14 protein-coding genes are annotated in these 16,201 nt (G+C 44.7%); 6 read left to right on the top strand and 8 right to left on the bottom strand.

Annotation, left to right across the window (positions count from 1 at the left end; genetic code table 11):
- The first annotated feature begins 620 nt into the window (after positions 1 to 620).
- Positions 621 to 1,334: a hypothetical protein gene (locus tag HUB64_RS17865; protein ID WP_173497516.1), complete on the top strand. Its 714-nt coding sequence runs from the start codon at positions 621 to 623 to the stop codon at positions 1,332 to 1,334.
- Between the two features lie 36 nt (positions 1,335 to 1,370).
- Here HUB64_RS17865 and HUB64_RS17870 read toward each other — a convergent pair whose 3' ends face one another.
- Both HUB64_RS17870 and HUB64_RS17875 read right to left on the bottom strand, forming a co-directional pair.
- Positions 1,371 to 2,258, bottom strand: a complete 888-nt coding sequence (locus HUB64_RS17870) for a U32 family peptidase (protein ID WP_173497517.1) — start codon at positions 2,256 to 2,258, stop codon at positions 1,371 to 1,373.
- 37 nt (positions 2,259 to 2,295) lie between these two features.
- The gene (locus HUB64_RS17875; protein WP_173497518.1) at positions 2,296 to 3,306 is read right to left on the bottom strand and encodes a peptidase U32 family protein; all 1,011 of its coding nucleotides are present in this window, start codon (positions 3,304 to 3,306) and stop codon (positions 2,296 to 2,298) included.
- Between the two features lie 138 nt (positions 3,307 to 3,444).
- Between HUB64_RS17875 and HUB64_RS17880 the strand changes: the two genes are divergently transcribed.
- Entirely contained in the window at positions 3,445 to 3,978 is a 534-nt protein-coding gene (locus HUB64_RS17880; RefSeq protein ID WP_173497519.1) for an SCP2 domain-containing protein, read from the top strand.
- A gap of 109 nt (positions 3,979 to 4,087) precedes the next feature.
- Here HUB64_RS17880 and HUB64_RS17885 read toward each other — a convergent pair whose 3' ends face one another.
- The 3 genes from HUB64_RS17885 to yegQ form a co-directional block, all read right to left on the bottom strand.
- Positions 4,088 to 5,977 (bottom strand): S8 family peptidase, encoded by a 1,890-nt coding sequence (locus HUB64_RS17885; protein WP_173497520.1) that lies wholly within the window; start codon positions 5,975 to 5,977, stop codon positions 4,088 to 4,090.
- Positions 5,978 to 6,498: 521 nt separating this feature from the next.
- Positions 6,499 to 6,750: a YfhL family 4Fe-4S dicluster ferredoxin gene (locus HUB64_RS17890; RefSeq protein ID WP_006082676.1), complete on the bottom strand. Its 252-nt coding sequence runs from the start codon at positions 6,748 to 6,750 to the stop codon at positions 6,499 to 6,501.
- 4 nt (positions 6,751 to 6,754) lie between these two features.
- A complete protein-coding gene (gene yegQ, locus HUB64_RS17895) occupies positions 6,755 to 8,122 on the bottom strand; it encodes a tRNA 5-hydroxyuridine modification protein YegQ (protein ID WP_105251727.1) in 1,368 nt (455 codons plus the stop codon).
- Between the two features lie 328 nt (positions 8,123 to 8,450).
- On the opposite strand from yegQ, the gene HUB64_RS17900 reads away from it, so the two are divergent.
- Both HUB64_RS17900 and HUB64_RS17905 read left to right on the top strand, forming a co-directional pair.
- Entirely contained in the window at positions 8,451 to 9,293 is an 843-nt protein-coding gene (locus HUB64_RS17900; protein WP_028761421.1) for an HDOD domain-containing protein, read from the top strand.
- Between the two features lie 90 nt (positions 9,294 to 9,383).
- Complete coding sequence (locus HUB64_RS17905) at positions 9,384 to 10,877, top strand: bifunctional diguanylate cyclase/phosphodiesterase (RefSeq protein WP_173497939.1); 1,494 nt, start codon at positions 9,384 to 9,386, stop codon at positions 10,875 to 10,877.
- A 206-nt stretch (positions 10,878 to 11,083) separates the two neighbouring features.
- On the opposite strand, the gene HUB64_RS17910 is transcribed toward HUB64_RS17905, so the two are convergent.
- Positions 11,084 to 11,515, bottom strand: coding sequence for a thioesterase family protein (locus tag HUB64_RS17910; protein WP_173497521.1), 432 nt, complete (start codon positions 11,513 to 11,515; stop codon positions 11,084 to 11,086).
- Positions 11,516 to 11,866: 351 nt separating this feature from the next.
- Here HUB64_RS17910 and HUB64_RS17915 point away from each other — a divergent pair, with 351 nt between their 5' ends.
- Positions 11,867 to 12,847 (top strand): chemotaxis protein, encoded by a 981-nt coding sequence (locus HUB64_RS17915; protein ID WP_105251730.1) that lies wholly within the window; start codon positions 11,867 to 11,869, stop codon positions 12,845 to 12,847.
- A 152-nt stretch (positions 12,848 to 12,999) separates the two neighbouring features.
- Here the strand turns inward: HUB64_RS17915 and HUB64_RS17920 are convergent, their stop codons facing one another.
- Positions 13,000 to 14,256 (bottom strand): adenylosuccinate synthase, encoded by a 1,257-nt coding sequence (locus HUB64_RS17920; protein ID WP_173497522.1) that lies wholly within the window; start codon positions 14,254 to 14,256, stop codon positions 13,000 to 13,002.
- Between the two features lie 140 nt (positions 14,257 to 14,396).
- On the opposite strand from HUB64_RS17920, the gene HUB64_RS17925 reads away from it, so the two are divergent.
- Positions 14,397 to 15,287: a LysR family transcriptional regulator gene (locus tag HUB64_RS17925; RefSeq protein WP_028761417.1), complete on the top strand. Its 891-nt coding sequence runs from the start codon at positions 14,397 to 14,399 to the stop codon at positions 15,285 to 15,287.
- A gap of 28 nt (positions 15,288 to 15,315) precedes the next feature.
- On the opposite strand, the gene HUB64_RS17930 is transcribed toward HUB64_RS17925, so the two are convergent.
- Positions 15,316 to 16,140: an ABC transporter substrate-binding protein gene (locus HUB64_RS17930; protein WP_173497523.1), complete on the bottom strand. Its 825-nt coding sequence runs from the start codon at positions 16,138 to 16,140 to the stop codon at positions 15,316 to 15,318.
- Positions 16,141 to 16,201 lie beyond the last annotated feature (61 nt).

Genomic DNA, 16,201 nt, shown 5'->3' on the forward strand with positions numbered 1-16,201 from the left:
ATTTAAATTCAACTCAAAAACGAGAATGGGGAAGATTACTCGCTTAGCTTCTCTATGTAAAACGATTCGCTAGTTAGTTTGATATAAGCAGCAAAACAGCATAGTTATTTTACTTTAGTTGTCGATAAATTAAGAGTGGTTATATTGGCTTGCATTACTGCAAAAGCATTATTAAACAAGGCCTTATCATCAATCGCTCGAGGTGGGTTAACGACTGGTTAATTACTTGTTTACTGATGTGTGTGAAACTATCTAGATGTTATTTCTGCACAAAAAAACATCAGCAACTTTAGCGCTACCGCTATGTTGGCTGGTTTTCTGTTCGATTTGAAAGTGCAATAGAGATAACTCTGGCTATATAGCGTTGGCGAGAACCTGTTGTGCATATCGCGGTAATGTTAAGGAGCCTTGGGCACTAGGACACATTTTTATGCGATAAGCCTTTAAATCGACTTATCTCTAAAAGTGACCTTCTCCATTATCTTGATGCTTTTGTGATTGACTAAAAAGTCGCAAATAACGATGAAAGTAAAAATATTATTCATAAAGCGGATACCCGCCGCTTTAAATCTTCTCATTTCCATGTAAGTTAGTATTACTCCCATCCAGCTCTAGTATTCATGATCGCAAAAGTACAGAAGGTTACGATTAAAGGCGGCTCAACACTGGCCATTAAGTTTGGTTTTTTGGGGATCTTTGGGCTTTTAATTGGCATTGTTATTACTGTTTTGGGGTTCGATGATTCTGAATTCCATCGCTTCAATTTTTTGAATCACACCTTAAGTGAATTAGGGACTTATGGTCATTCGTCTTTCGCTGTCATTCTCAACGGTGGGTTGTTTTTTGGCAGTTTAAGCCTCGTTTTCTATTGTTTGTCTTCTTTGCAGCAGGTAACTTCTTGCTGGGGATACCCTTTCTTTATCAGTTTGGCTCTCACTTTTCTGGCTTTAGCGAGCGTGGGATTATTTCCGGTGAACGTGTATCACTTGCATGTTCTTGGGCTGAAATGGTTTTTCTATCTGGGGAGTTTGAGTTCGATCTTCTATTTAGCCTTGGTCTGTTTCGGCAAGTCTAACTTTGGCCGTTGGACTGGGTTGTTGGCGTTAATAGTCTTATGTAGCATGTTGACGTTTCTGTATGCGCCACAGCTCAATTTAGGTTTGACCGAAGGCGATAGACCGTTTTATCAGGAGATGGTATTGCAACTGCCGCGTCCTACTTTGTGGTGGCCAGCCCTACTAGAATGGATTGGACTGGGAAGTTTATTGTGTTGGACAAGTGTGCTGCTTTTTAGCCAGTTAAGCTTCAGCCAAGATCCCAAAATCATTGGCTGAGTTATCTTTGAATTTAGACTTATCTTCAGCTCTAGGCTATGGATTCACATGCACAGCAAGGCCCGCTTCACCAAACCAATAACCGTTGCACTGGGTTATACCAAGTTTGCTATTCATCGAAAAATCCTGAACATTTTTAGTCGCTTGAATCGTATCGACCAAAGCATTGGCTTTAATGATGCAGTCAAGACTACTGGGTGATACTCGAAACACATCGACCCCCATTTGTGTCATTACCGCTATTTCACTGCGTAAATCTAAACAGCTAGCGGATTGGGTTTGAATTCCATTGAGCCTGAGTAAAGGTTGCTGCTCTTGGGTTTGCGCGAGTAGTCCTTTACTGTATTCACGGCATACCGTTTCGCAATGATCTTTCGTGAGCTGTTTGTGTCTAGCGGTAAAGCAGCGCGCCGAATGGGCGAGTGGTAAATAGCCGTGGCCGAGCACTTCCACCTCAAATAATGGCTGCTCTTGAATTACTTGTTGTAACCAAGCCTTAGATAGCTCCACTGGCATCACAAATCTTTGCATTCCAAACCGCTGCAAGATGTCTAAACTAGCACGATTGTAGTTATTGATACTCGCGCCGCAGACAAAGGGTAACTTACGCTCTTTGGCAAGATACACTGCCGCCATATCGTTTGCTTCGACGATAAATTCACCGTTATCGACCTGGCGTTTGAGCTCAGTATATTCAGATGGCGCTTCGATTAAGGCCAGCGTCGAAAGCACGACTTCTTTACCCGCCTGCTTGAGCATTTGCGCCAGCTCTAGATAATCGCCCCACTTGAGTTCGCGTCTGCGGCTACAAACCGCCTCACCTAAATACACTAAGGGAATTTGACTGCCGGCGACTTGCTGGTAAAAGTCAGCGACTTGCTGTTTCTGCCAGCAATACAACAGTGGTCCTAGGGAAATCTTCATAAGGTGTCCTTTGTCAATCTTGCTCTCTATTTACCTTTTATTGCCAATCGCGCTCGTAGGCGCCAAGCGTAGTGATCTGACCCTCGGATACTTTCGCTAGGGCTTGTTCCCAATGGGGTTGATTTTGGCTTTGTGAGTACAGCGCTGGATTATTTAGATAGGTGTCTATGGCTTGACGCCATACTCGAGTGACTTGTTCAACATAGGCTGGGCTGCGTTGACGTCCTTCGATTTTCAGCGACACTATGCCCGCCTTGGCTAGCTCTGGAAGTAAGCTTAAGGTATTCAAACTGGTTGGTGATTCGAGTAAATATTGCGGCGAATCTTGATCTGCTGTGATGTAACGGCCTTTGCATACCACGGGATAACCCATTTGTTCGTCGAGGGCCGATTTATCAATTAACACATCGTTGAGCCGGGTTAATCTGTTCTGTCCTTCTTCTTGCCAGCGTACGTGTTTTGCTGGTGAACAAGATCCACCAGTGTTGGGCGATTGGCCTGTTACATAGGATGACAGCTGGCAACGCCCTTCGGCCATAATGCACAGACTACCAAAGGCGAATACTTCCAAATCCACTGGGCTGACTTTAGCAAGATCCCGTACTTGTTTCATGGATAACACCCGTGGCAATACTACTCGGGCGATGTTAAAGGCTTCCTTATAAAAGCTCAGCGCACCCAGATTGGTTGCACTGGCCTGCACCGATAAATGCAGTGGCAGGTTTGGATAGTGCCTATGGGCATAATCGAGTAAAGAAAGATCGGCAACAATTAATGCATTTATACCCAGTTTTGCCGCTAAATCGATAGCCTGATACCAACGATGCTCTTCACCGGGCTTTGGAAAAGTATTTAAGGTTAAAAAGATTTTTTTGCCGTGCTTTTGCGTCAACTCAGTGGCTTCTTGCAATTTTGCGGGGGTGAAGTTTAATCCTGCAAACGAGCGCGCGTTGGTGTCGTCTTTTAACCCTAGATACACAGCGTCGGCTCCGGCATGTAATGCCGACTTTAGCGAGGCCAGATTTCCTGCTGGACACAACAGCTCCATAGTGATGCTCCCGATAAAATGATAGCCGCTGAGTGTAGGTAAGATTGAATGGCGATGAATTGATTTAAAACAGGTTTAAGATCATAAAATCCCGATAAACTGGGATATATCATGTTTTATTCTTGTAGGGTTCCCGCTATGTCCGCTGTTTTTTTCGCAAAATTTGCTCAGCAACTTTTAGAGTTCACCCCAAAAGCCATCGGCTTTCCCCTTGCTAAGATGCCGTTTAGCCTCAAAGCAAAAGCCATCAGCCAATTGCTTGAACTCTTACTTGCCGAGCAAGCTGCTGGCGATGAGCTTGGATTTTTGACGGATAAATGGGTCGCGATTCGAGTGGAAGATATAAACTTAGCCTTCGAAGTCAGTTTTAATGGCAAGTGGCAAGTCAGAGAGCTCACCAATGCGCAGGTGACCTTCAGTGCCAACTCTGCTGAGCTAGTGTTAGTGGCGGCGGCGAAGGAAGATCCCGACACGCTATTCTTCCAGCGTAAGCTGAGTATTCAAGGTGATACAGAATTAGGACTCGAAGTGAAAAACCTGCTGTTAAGTATCGAATTTGCCAGTATGCCAGCCCCAATTCGTTTTAGTGTTGAAAAGCTTGCCGCTGTGATTGAGCGTCTGCAAATTGAAGCGAAACCGACAATTATTCTCGCCAAATCCCCAAGCTTTTAACGTTATGTAGTGAGACTACACACTGCTAATTCCATAAAGAAGCCCGCTAAGTTGTTATCTTAGTGGGCTTATTTTTATTTAAACTTTACTGTATGGTTTGGTCAATGAGTTAGTAGCTTGCACTCAGTTGTAGTCCCGAGTAGCTCGAATAAGCGCGTAACATCACATGGTAAGTTCCCGCTTGAGTCACGGTAATCGAACAGCTTTCATTGTTCCCGTTTTTATAGGGACGGCAATCATAGCTGGTGGTCGTTGGGGTAGTGCCTGCTTTAACATACAGGTCTACATCTCCAGTTCCGCCACTGGTGGCAATGTTGAGTTGGCTATTGGCTGGAACCACTATCTTATACAGTTTCTCTGTTGCCGTTGCCCCGCTTAAATTCGTGACAGGTACGCCATTGGTTAAGCAGTTTGCATCGGTGCAGCTTCCGCCGCCATTCAGGTTATAGCTGGCTGTCAGTTGGGCATTGGCGTAATTATTATAGCCTTGCACCATCACATACCACCGACCCGCCATAGGTGTGGTGAAGTTACAGCTCTCGTTGTTGCCATTTTGATAGGGGCGGCATTGGTAGCTTGTTGTCGTCGGTTTTTGTCCTTGGCTGACATAAATATCCGCATCACCAGAACCACCCGCTAGATTGATCCCTAAACTTGCCGCATTGACTGGGACATCGATGTAGTAATACGTCGCAGAACCTGTGGCACCACTGATTGCGACACCCACATTATTTTGCAGCGGTGTTTCATCGACGGGGCAATTATTGCCACAGCCACCATCATCGCCTGCGAGTGAAAAGAGTAATTTATTGGGTGAACCTGTTTTAGCGTCTGTAACTTTATTTGACGTGGCGCGTGTCGTAAGTAAGTTTGTCACCTGTGCGGGAGAGAGATTTGGATTTTCATCTAAGTATAATGCGGCAACGCCTGCCACATGTGGGGCTGCCATTGAGGTACCACTTATGGTATTAGTCGCTGAATTCGAGTTATACCAAGCGGACGTAATGCTCGAACCTGGCGCATAAATATCAAGGCAAGTCCCGAAGTTAGAAAAACTCGAGCGGGAATCGTTACTGGTGGTTGAACCAACCGTGATGGCATTTACCGCCCGTGCGGGTGAGTAATTACAAGCGCTACTGTTGTCGTTACCCGCCGCCACTACGAAAGTGACCCCTGCGGCAACTGCGGCATTGACTGCATCATCAGTTGCTTGGGAGGCGCCGCCTCCTAAACTCATGTTTGCGACGGCGGGGCCGGAAGCATTGTTTTTCACCCAGTTTATCCCTGCAATCACGCCAGAGTTACTGCCTGAACCTGAACAGTTGAGTACTCTGACTCCCACAAGATTGACGTTTTTCGCGACACCGTAGGTTGAACCGCCAATCGTCCCCGCCACATGGGTACCGTGACCGTTACAGTCAGTCGCATCGTAATCATTATCCACAAAATCATAGCCACTGCTGGCGCGACCACCAAACTCATTGTGAGTATTAAGCACGCCAGTATCGATCACAAAGGCGGTGACACCAGAGCCGTCGAAATCCGTGTGATAGTTACTATCCAATGGCAAGTTTCGTTGATCGATTCTGTCTATGCCCCAGGTCGGACTCGGTTGATTGGCATTGGCTTCAACCATAGGTGTTACTGACATGATTTGATCTTGTTCTATGTATTTCACATTTGGATCTTTACGCAGTGCTTTAATCTGTTGGGCGCTGGCCTTGATGAGTACACCATTGAGCACATTGCCAAAGTTTTTCATTACAGTGACATCATATTGGTTGACTAAACTCTCGGCTTTTTTCGTCGCGAATTCAGCTATGGTGTTGTTATTACTTAGATTAAGAACGCTTGGGGTATTGAATACAACAATGTAAGTATCTTTGATGGCTTTAGATTGCGGGACACTTACCATACTCGCTTGGTATTCATTAGCGTTAACAGGGAAGTAAGCAAGTCCAGTTGCGACCGCGACTGCAATTAAATGTTTCTTATGCATGTTGAACTCCATTTTCTTTTTATGTCTCCACGGACTTCGAGACATAATTCAATGTAGAAGGTATTTTCAACCTGCCCAGTTCGATGCTTAAGGTATATCTAATTCATAGGGTTGAAATGTAACACTTGATTTACAATTTGACCGTGGGTGACTTTTTACTTAGCTAAAGAGTGAGGTGTACAAATAAGCGTCAAAATAATAACTATTAGTCTATTAAAACAACCGAGTTTGTAAAAGTGGTGATTTATCAAGCGACATTTAGTCCGAATCATAAACTGTGAAGCAGCGATAAATTCCGTCTGCTACTTTTTTGACATTCACCGCTGAAAAGAAGTCAGTCTAAAGTAGTGTTTTGACTAATGCTGAAATAAAGGCTTGGATTTAAGCGATTTAAAGGTTTTCCATACTGTTAAATGCATCTTTATTGTGATTTTTTATGCGGGTTGTTTTGCGCAGGTTATGGCAGGTATTAGAGCAGATTTGACCGAGAGGCATTATAGCCACTCGGTCAGGTGACGTGATTAAGCTTTTTGCGTTAACACGGCAAATTTCACTAACAATTCGTCGTTAGATTCGACACGGTTTGGATCTGGGTCGATGCAATCAATGGGGCAGACAGACACGCAAGTCGGTTTGTCGTAGTGACCCACACATTCGGTGCAACGGTCTGGATCGATTTCATAGATCTCTTCGCCCATAGTGATGGCCTGATTAGGACATTCAGGTTCACACATGTCGCAATTGATGCAGCTATCGTCGATCAGTAGTGCCATGATCTTAACCTAGTTCATGTGGGTTGCGAGTATCCTGACCTTGGGGCAAGTTACGCAGCAAAATTCCGTGGCTCAAATCGACTTCTTTCGGCACGGGTAGATATACAGTGTGCCCCGAACCTAAACCGGCTTCAACCGCTTCAGCTTTGCGATTTTCGAGTTGTTCAATCGTCAAACTGATATTGCCTTGCGGCGTCATCAGTTCAACACTGTCGCCAACGGAGAACTTGTTTTTTACTTCAATTTCGGCCAATCCTGCAAGATTACGTTTTCCCGTCAGTTCACCTACAAATTGTTGGGTGTCACTAACTGAGTAGCCATAGTCATAATTTTGGTATTCATCATGCACATGGCGACGTAAAAAGCCTTCGGTATAACCACGGTGGGCTAGGCCTTCTAATTGATTCATTAGACTGCGGTCGAAATCTTTACCCGATGAAGCATCTTCAATCGCGCGGCGATACAGTTGTGCTGTACGGGCAACGTAATAGAAGGACTTAGTGCGGCCTTCAATTTTGAGCGAGTCTATGCCCATTTTAGTCAGGCGCTCAACGTGCTGAATGGCCCGTAAGTCTTTAGAGTTCATGATATAAGTGCCGTGCTCATCTTCGAAGGCGGGCATGTATTCGCCGGGGCGATTGGCTTCCTGTAGTAGGTAAATTTGATCTGTGGGGGCGCCTGCGCCTAAGGTCGTTGGCGTTTCAATTTGCACCGCATTTGGCATGGCAATGATGTCACCGCTGTCATTTTGCTGCGCTTCGTGTACATCGTATTTCCAGCGACAAGCATTAGTGCAGGTGCCTTGGTTAGGATCGCGTTTGTTGATATAACCCGAGAGTAAACAACGGCCTGAATACGCCATACACAGGGCGCCGTGCACAAACACTTCAAGTTCGATATCGGGGCAGCGCTGACGAATTTCTTCGATTTCATCTAAGGACAATTCGCGTGACAGGATCACGCGTTTGATGCCTTGGGTTTGCCAAAACTTTACCGAGGCCCAGTTGATGGCATTCGCTTGCACGGATAAATGCACCACTTGATCAGGAAACGCTTCACGCACCATCATGATTAAACCGGGATCGGACATGATCAGTGCGTCAGGCTTCATCGCCACTACGGGTTCCATGTCCTTGATATAGGTTTTTAGCTTGGCATTGTGGGGCGCGATATTGCTCACCACATACAGCTTTTTACCGAGTGCATGGGCTTCTTCAATCCCAGTGGCAAGGTTTTCCATTTTAAAGTCATTGTTACGTACCCTTAGACTATATCTTGGCTGACCGGCATACACGGCATCTGCGCCATAGGCAAAGGCGTAGCGCATGTTCTTTAAGGTTCCAGCTGGAGACAGCAGCTCAGGTTTAAACATAATCACTCTCAAATGGGTTAATAAATGACGCGGTGCGCGGGGGCGGCATTTTACACAATGAAAGTAGGGGTATGCAAATTGCCTTAGTTAACTTTAGCTGTACTTCACATTTTACGAATATAGTGAGTTTGGCTTAGATCAACTGGAGCGGAGTATTTCAACTTGAGTGATGATTGAGGTCGATGATCAAGACAGATAAGTAAGGCAAAATTGATAACGCAATCATACAAATTATTAACGTCTGCTGTTTTTTCTACGCATCTAATGACAGCCAACTGATATACTCCAACAATCCAATGTTGATGTTTACAGATTGATGGGAGTTAAGATGTCTACCGAACATCTACTGTTAGTCAGTTTATTAAAAAAACTAAAAGACGATGCCTTAGTACTACCGACCTTGCCTGAAGTGGCGATGCGGGTGCAAGAAGTGGTTGGACGCTCCGATGCGAGCCTTAAACAAGTGGCAGAAGTGATCGGCCAAGATGCCGCGATTTCTGCGCGTATTATTAAGGTCGCCAACAGCGCGCTATATAGCCGAGGCGTACCCGCTGAAAGTATCAACAGTGCGGTTTCTCGTATTGGTTTAATTCAGATTAAAAGCATTGCCACTTCGGTGGCGATGGAGCAATTGTTCATTTCCACCAATGAAATGGTGTGGGAAGTCATGGACGAAGTGTGGCGTACCTCAATCGATGTAACCGCTGCGTCTTGTGCCATGCTGCAGATGTACAATAAGCGTCATTCAACCAGTCGGTTAAATTTTGATACCTTAACCTTAGCTGGACTCGTGCATAACATTGGCGCTTTACCTGTTTTGACAGAAGCAGAGGCACATCCCCATTTATTCACTAGCATTGATCAATTACGCGCACTCGTACGTAAAATGCAGGGGCCTTTGGGTCGTGCTGTTTTAAAAAGTTGGGATTTCTCTACCGAAGTGATGGAAGTGGTTGAGCGTTGGGCTGATTTACCTTATCTACCCGATCATGTCACCTATCTCGACTTTATCCGTGCAGCGGCCTTTTATACCGGTGAATTGCGAGCGGGCACTGAACTAGAGCAACGTCTCGGTGTGTTTGTCGCCCGTGGATTACCTGTGACGACCGATGATTTAGCCAGTGATGAGTTTATGGAAAAATTCCATTCAATTAGAGAAAGTTACCAATAATCGTTAGGCCTAAATGGAATTCAAATGGCGCTGATATCTTTTATCGTGTCATTTGAGAAAAAGCTTACGTGGTATGGCAGAGGCCAAGGTATGTTCGTAATCGGGTTAGTTGTCGCTTCTCTCGCTTTATTGATATTCTCATTGTATATCCTGCAGGCAAAATACAGATCTTTACGGTCGCAGCAAAAATTCTTAGCACAGCTTTGTACCCAGCTAGAGCAGCAAAAGGTTGAACGCCAAGCTTTAGACATTGGCATCGTCCCCCAAGCGTTTGCTCCTCTCTACCATACCTTAGATGAATTATTAAAGGCGTTACCGGCAAGTGTGGGTAAGGATAAGCTAACAGGACTAGTTAATCGTGTCGGCTTGAAACGTACTCTTACTGGCATGATGCCGCTGACTCAAGGGACATTAGTGCTAATTGATATTTATCGATTTCGCTATGTGAATGATCTCTTTGGTTTTGTGTTTGGCGATATCCTGCTGAAGCAATTTGCCGAACGCTTAAACTGCTTAAATTTATCCCCGAGATTAATCGCACGCCTCAATGGTGATGAATTCTGTTTATATTACGAGCAAGCGTTGACTGAGGAGCAATTAGTCCACTTAAGAGGGCGGTTGCAAGTGCCTTTTAGCATTAAGAACACACCCGTCAGCGTTAAGCTTCAAATCGGCTGTCTGCATTTACAAGAACACCACGCCGACACGAGTCAGATGCTACGTCGAGTTGATTTGGCGCTGAAGAAAGCCCGCCATTCTCGTAGCGCGATTGCATACTATGCCCAAAATGATGATATTCGTCAGTTAAGGGAACTGAAAATTATCGATAGTTTGCCTAAAGGTTTGCAACGTAATCAAGTATATATGGTGTATCAAGCTAAACAGGATATTGCCACGGGTCGATGTTTTCAGGTTGAAGCCTTGATGCGTTGGGATCATGACGAACTCGGGATTATTTCTCCGGGAGAATTTATTCCCTTAGCTGAATATGCTGGCATGATTGATTTAGTCAGCCAATGGGCACTCGATCAGGTTTTAGCACAGCAGGCAAAATGGCGCGCGGCGGGGATACAATTGTGTGTTGCAGTTAACCTGTCGACACGGGACCTTGACAGTGAAACCTTACCCCAAGAAATTGCTGCAAGATTAGCCTATTACCAGCTCCCACCCGAATCCTTGATGATCGAAATTACTGAAAGCACCTTAATGGCGGATTTAACTAAGGCGGTTGAGACGTTAGGAAAGATACGTGCCTTAGGGGTTAGGCTTGCAATTGATGATTTTGGTACGGGTCATTCTTCCTTAGCTTATTTAAAGCATTTACCCGTTAATGAAGTCAAAATCGATAAAGCCTTTTTAAAGGATCTAGAGCAGGATAAACCGTCGGAATACATCCTCGAAGCCAGTATTAATATTGCCAAAAAACTCGGTTACGAGGTAACTGTTGAAGGAATTGAAACGCTTGAGATTAGAGATAGGTTAGTGGCTATGGGGGTTGATACTATACAAGGTATGTATTACGCGAAGCCCATGAGTGCCGCCGAACTCGAAATGAACTGGGCCCAACTACATAATACAATCTAAACCTTGTGCTCATTAAAGTAAGCGCTCGTTAAATCAAATGCTCGTTAAATCAAATGCTCGTCAAATCAAGAGTATTAAGGCTTACAGCCGCGCCTTAATACTGTCCAGTTATCGCTATTTGAGTTGTACTTCTTTGAGTGATTTTTGTTGCCTTTGCTTATGTCAAAATAAGCTCAGGAAATCGCGCGTACTTGTATGTAAGAGTATTATCTTTGTTCGCTTGATGTGAAACCCTGACTTAAGACGGTGATTAACTCTGCCGGCATAGGCGCTAATTGACGGGCTTGATTCATACACACCATTTCAATGGTTGCCGTAACAGCAGGCTTTTTGCCCTGCGGGCGCCAAATCTCCTGCTGCCACACAGTGCGGTACTTGCTCTCAAAGTAAAACTTAGTGCGAACATCGATAATATCGGCAAATTCCACCCCCTCATGGCACAGCATATCGCTACGATACACAGCAAAACCCAGTTGGTTTTGTTGCCATAATGCACTTAAACGCTCAGCACCAATCACATGCTCACGGGCTCGCTCGAAGTATTTCAAAAAGTTGGGGTGATACACCACGCCAGAAAAATCAGTATCTTCATAGTAGATTTGCACTGGGAAAGAAAAGGTCGGGCTAAATTGCGGCATGGGGTACGGCTATTCTAGATAGTTTTATTGCGCAATAGTTTAGCGGCTTATCTCTTAAAACAAAACCTCTAATGCGGAGAGACAAAAGCGTTGTTAAGGGAAATGTGCAGGCTACTTTAGGTCGGCAACGGCGATGCTTAATTTGGAGATGATTGACAATGTGACGACTGAAATCGTCATTAGATTCGATTATGTGACGTTTTTCTGCTTATAGATAAAATGCTTGTTACCCAAAAATATCACGCTAATCAGGCAGTAAAATCACACTATCGTGCCTAATTCGTTAATCCCTTCCTATACTGATAACTGCAATCCCTTTCTTACGTTGATTTGCTAGGTTGAGAGCTTTATATGAGCGAAATTAAAAAATCAGAAATATTGACTGAGAGTGGCACAAATGAACTCGAAATTATTGAGTTTCATCTACATAAGACACTTCCCAATGGTGGCCATAAAGTGTGCCATTACGGTATTAATGTCGCCAAAGTGAGAGAAGTCATTAGGGTGCCAGAAACGTCAGATTATCCCAATGCCCAGCGGCACATGGTTGGGGTGTTCTCGCTGCGAGAAAAGTTGATTCCTTTGGTCGATCTTGCCGGTTGGCTCGGAATATCGACACCTGAGGATTTAACCCACAAAGTGGTCATAGTGACTGATTTTAATAAGATGATTAATGGGTTCTTAATCGATAGTGTTCGTAGCATCCATAGAGTGTCGTGGGAGCAAGTTGAATCGCCGAGTCAATTTTTAGAAGCGGGTGAAAATGATTGTGTCGTTGCCGTAGTGCGCCGTGATGGCATGCTCATTATGATATTGGATTTTGAGAAGATTATTGCCGATATCAATCCTGAACTGAGTATGGATAAGTACGATGTCACGCTCGATAGAAGTGTACTGATCAATGATAAAATGCTGGCGAAACGTGAAGCGAAAACGATTTTAATTGTCGATGATTCCGCTTTTATTCGTAAGATGATCGAAAATACCCTTCGCAGCGCAGGTTACAACATTATCACAGCCAAAGATGGTGGTGATGCCCTTGAAATGCTGATGGAATTTGAGAATCTTGCTGACCAAGATAATGCTTCTATCTCTGATTTTGTCAGCGCCATTATTACGGATGTTGAGATGCCTCGCATGGATGGCATGCATTTGGTGAAACGCTTAAGAGAATCCAAGGCGTATCGACAAATGCCAATTGTGATGTTTTCCTCTTTAATGAGTGAAGATAACCGCACAAAGGCGATGGCATTAGGTGCTAACGATACCATTACTAAACCAGAAATTGGTCGTATGGTCGGTATGATAGATAAATACGTATTCGAAGAGTAATGCTATTTCACTTAGCGGCGATATTTGAATATGGGGTATTCGAGTCATTGCTATCAACGTCTTGAGTGATTCTTCAATGACAAACCATATCAAAGTAAAAAGCCATATTCACCGAGGCGAATATGGCTTTTTTGTAGGGTAAACGTTGTTTACTAGCGAATGATCATTTGATCGCGCTCTGGTCCAACAGAAACCATGCTAACGCGTACACCCATTAGGGCTTCAATACGTTCAACATATTGTTGTGCGGCGACAGGCAGGCTTTCGAAGGTGCGACAACCAGTAATATCTTCGCTCCAGCTTGGCATTTGCTCATACACTGGGCTTAACGCAGCAGTTTGTGGCCAAATTGGGTTCTCAGTGTGTTCACCAGCATAGGCAACACAGATTTTTAGATCTTTCATACCAGAAAGACAATCAATCTTCGTCAGGGCAATTTCGGTTGCTGCTTGTAGCTCAACACCATTACGGGTGGCAACAGCATCAAAATATCCCATGTCACGTGGACGGCCTGTCGTTGCACCAAACTCGTTGGCATTTTCGCGGAAGGCGTCTTGCTCTTCCATTGCGGTCACTAACGTGCCCGTGCCGACTGATGAGCTAAAGGCTTTTGCGACAGCAATTACGCGCTCTGGACGCAGAGCTGGTAAACCGCTGCCGATACCCGCGTAAGCCGCAGTCACGTTTGAAGATGTGGTATAAGGATATTCGCCGTAGACTAAGTCGCGGCCAGCACCTAATTGCGCTTCAAACAGTAAGCTCGCATCTTGTTTTTGTAATGCTTTTAATGGCTCTGTCACGTTACAAATAAATGGACGCCAAGGTGCCGTCACTTCTAATAACCAAGCGGTCATTTCGGCGGCGGTTTGATTAAAATCGCAACTTGGATAAAGTGCTTTTAACTGCGGTAATTTCCAGTCGAGCATAAATTGAATGCGCTCTTGCAGCACTTCAGGTTGGTTTAACCAGCCGACTAAAATACCTTTTTTCATCACGCGATCGCCATAGGCTGGTGCAATCCCTTGACGGGTTGAACCATAGGCGAGGTCGCCAAGACGTTGTTCTTCTAAGGTATCTTCTAATGCATGTAGAGGTAAGCACAAGGTAGCACGGTCAGAAATGCATAATTTGACTTCAATGCCAGCCGCTTGCACTTCAGCAATTTCTACACTGAGTTTTTCAGGGCTGATCACCATACCAGGGCCTAAAACTGCAACGCAGTTAGGGTTGAAAATGCCACTCGGTAATTGGTGTAATTTAAAGGTGCCATAGTCGTTGACTACGGTATGGCCAGCGTTGTTACCACCTTGAAAGCGAATACTGGCAGCGGCATCCGCGGCTAAATAATCTACGATGCGGCCTTTGCCTTCATCACCCCAATTTGCACCCACAACCACGATCGACGGCATAACAACATCTCCTCATTGATTAAGACGCTATGCTAGACCCGTCATTTGAATAAGAGAAATTAATTATGGTTATCATCCCAATAAGAATTTCATATATCATTGGCTATCATTAACTCTAATACTTTGCAAAAGGTGACGTGATGCTCGATATCCATTGGTTAAAGACCTTCGTGACTTTGGCTGAATACAAGCATTTTGGGAAAGCGGCCACAGCGCTGCACATGACGCAGCCCAATGTTAGCTTGCATATTAAGCAGTTAGAGCAAAGCACTCGAGTCAAGTTGATTGACCGTAATCCCTTTCGATTAACGCAAGCGGGATTTCGCCTGTTAGAGAGCAGTCAGAAGACGTTAATGGAGCTGCAAATTTGTCAGGCGGATCTCAATGCGATTAATGACCTTAGCCAAGGCACCTTGACCATTGCCGCCAGCGATATTATCTCGCGGTTATTATTGATCCAGCCGTTTCAGCTCTTTAAGGCGGAGTTTCCGGGAATAGATTTCTCACTGCTCAACACTACCTCATCACAAGCCTCTGAATTGGTGAAAAATGCCGAGGCCGATTTAGGGTTTGTGATTGCGCAGAAGGAAAGTCAGCCACTGCATTTTACTGAGCTACAACAGATTAAATGGTGCGCAATCGGAGATAATTTACAGCAATGGCAGCAGGCAAAACCCTCTGTGGATACGCCCTTAGCCGAGCAACCGACGTTGATTTTATTAGGACACGATACGCGAACCCGCGAATTATTAGATCCCGCATTGCCGTCGCTGAACTTATCGAATTACAGAATAATGGAAGTCGGCAGTGTTGACGCGCAAATCGATTGGGCTGAGGCGGGATTTGGTGTAGCGATCGTACCGGAATTTTCGGTTTACACTAAGGCGAATCTCACCACTAAAGTTACTCCTCTACCGCAATTCCCTACTACGAGTTTAGGTTATATTGTGCGCCAGAATCAGATCCTGTCGAAGGCTATTAAGCAGCTGTTATATTGGGTGAATCAAGAGATCATTCGCTCGCAGCGGTAATCTATCATTCGCTTGTAGCGATAGTGGATTAGTCAGCAACTAAGAGCAGTTTGTCGTATTGGCCTGTGGCTTTTAGCTGTGATAAGCCAGCGTCGAGTTGGCTTGCTAAGGTTTGTGCTTGCGGATTTCCTTTCGAGAAGGCCAAAAAAATATCGCTGCTGTGGTTAGCAAATGCAGGAATAATCTCATCATCTACCCCCATTTTTTTCAGGTTTTCCTTCGCGACTAAGTCGAACATCAAGGCGGCATCTATGCGACCAATCAACAATAAATTGATCAGCTGTTGTTGGTTGGCGACGGTGACGATATTGAGCTGTTGCTGTTTAACTAATGTGGGAAACTCATCGCCATATTCATAGCTTTTAATCACGCCGATAACGGTGCCTTTAGGTAGCGCCCATTTATTGTCTGCCAGAATAGGTTTTTGTTTCTTTTGATAAAAAGAAGCCGTGGCGATAAATAATGGGGTGTTTCCAAAGATGAAGCGTTGCTCAGTACTGTTCTCGCGGGTGACGTTAAACACTCCATCAACTGCACCTTTTTCCGCCATCATTAAGGCACGGGAGTAGGGTACAACTAAGCTATTCACTTCAATATGCGACTGTCTAAATGCGGCTTGGATTAAACGATGGGAAATACCTTGACCAAACTGATTGGCGAAAGGTGGCCAACTGTCTTCTGCGGCTAAGGTTATGGCTTGAGGTTGCGATTCTGCTGGTATTGCATTGCTTTCTTTAGCGAGTGCCATGTTGCAAATAATGGATATGAGCAATAAAACGATGCTAAGTATCAATGCTGACGGCAAATTTAATGCCTGCTGCATCCTGAGCCTCATTCTGTTCCCTGCACGCATTTTGCTTCCATCTCCCCGCTTAATATATGGTTTTTATAGCATAAAGAATTATATCTAGACT

This window comes from Shewanella sp. ISTPL2 (genome assembly GCF_013283205.1).
GTDB lineage: Bacteria > Pseudomonadota > Gammaproteobacteria > Enterobacterales > Shewanellaceae > Shewanella > Shewanella oncorhynchi.

Bases quoted from the DNA above. Each gene is read 5' to 3' on its own strand.
- HUB64_RS17880 (WP_173497519.1), top strand. From the start codon at position 3,445: ATGTCCGCTGTTTTTTTCGCAAAATTTGCTCAGCAACTTTTAGAGTTC.
- HUB64_RS17875 (WP_173497518.1), bottom strand. From the start codon at position 3,306: ATGGAGCTGTTGTGTCCAGCAGGAAATCTGGCCTCGCTAAAGTCGGCA.
- HUB64_RS17910 (WP_173497521.1), bottom strand. From the start codon at position 11,515: ATGCCGCAATTTAGCCCGACCTTTTCTTTCCCAGTGCAAATCTACTAT.
- HUB64_RS17890 (WP_006082676.1), bottom strand. From the start codon at position 6,750: ATGGCACTACTGATCGACGATAGCTGCATCAATTGCGACATGTGTGAA.
- HUB64_RS17920 (WP_173497522.1), bottom strand. From the start codon at position 14,256: ATGCCGTCGATCGTGGTTGTGGGTGCAAATTGGGGTGATGAAGGCAAA.
- HUB64_RS17870 (WP_173497517.1), bottom strand. From the start codon at position 2,258: ATGAAGATTTCCCTAGGACCACTGTTGTATTGCTGGCAGAAACAGCAA.
- HUB64_RS17925 (WP_028761417.1), top strand. From the start codon at position 14,397: ATGCTCGATATCCATTGGTTAAAGACCTTCGTGACTTTGGCTGAATAC.
- HUB64_RS17915 (WP_105251730.1), top strand. From the start codon at position 11,867: ATGAGCGAAATTAAAAAATCAGAAATATTGACTGAGAGTGGCACAAAT.
- HUB64_RS17865 (WP_173497516.1), top strand. From the start codon at position 621: ATGATCGCAAAAGTACAGAAGGTTACGATTAAAGGCGGCTCAACACTG.
- HUB64_RS17885 (WP_173497520.1), bottom strand. From the start codon at position 5,977: ATGCATAAGAAACATTTAATTGCAGTCGCGGTCGCAACTGGACTTGCT.
- HUB64_RS17900 (WP_028761421.1), top strand. From the start codon at position 8,451: ATGTCTACCGAACATCTACTGTTAGTCAGTTTATTAAAAAAACTAAAA.
- yegQ (WP_105251727.1), bottom strand. From the start codon at position 8,122: ATGTTTAAACCTGAGCTGCTGTCTCCAGCTGGAACCTTAAAGAACATG.
- HUB64_RS17905 (WP_173497939.1), top strand. From the start codon at position 9,384: ATGTTCGTAATCGGGTTAGTTGTCGCTTCTCTCGCTTTATTGATATTC.
- HUB64_RS17930 (WP_173497523.1), bottom strand. From the start codon at position 16,140: ATGCGTGCAGGGAACAGAATGAGGCTCAGGATGCAGCAGGCATTAAAT.